We start from the raw sequence: 539 nt of genomic DNA on the forward strand, positions 1-539 counted from the left end.
GATGCAAGTTTCCTTTTCTTGCGCCGCCCATGGTCCTTGCTCGATGTCATCGAGGGGCCGTGCGCGGCAAGGTTCGTACTCGTGTCGGGCATCCTGAGCCTCTTCCCGCGGAGCTGCACCGAGGCGCGAGCGATGCCGTCCGGACGCAGCAGTCAGTTCAGCGAGAACAATGGACCGGTCAGTGTCATCCCGAGCTCGGGTGTGTGCGCGAAGAACGCGAAAAGCATGAGTGAAGCACCTGCGAGCTCGACGTTCTTGTTGAAGTGGATTCGATCGTTCTGCCTTGCCGACGGTTGTGACTGCGTCCAGAAGTTGTGCATACCCACCGCGGCAGCCAGGAGAAAGGCCCCGAGCAATAGGCTTCCGAGGTCGGCCCATACGCCGAGCAGCACACTGAATCCGCAAACTAGAAGCCACACACCAGAGCCGGAGACGGCTAGCGCCGGCAGCGGCAGGCCCTTGGTCTTGACGAATTCCACCATGTCTCGACCTCTGGCCAGGTGAGCAAATCCTGCCGGTAAGAGCAACGTGGCGAACAG

1 protein-coding gene is annotated in these 539 nt (G+C 60.9%); it reads right to left on the reverse strand.

The window, feature by feature from the left end:
* Positions 1 to 152: 152 nt before the first annotated feature.
* Positions 153 to 539: DoxX family membrane protein (locus AC3ERS_RS36600; RefSeq protein WP_431972738.1), on the reverse strand; the 387-nt coding region annotated here is incomplete at its 5' end.

This window comes from Nocardia sp. bgisy134 (assembly GCF_057708325.1).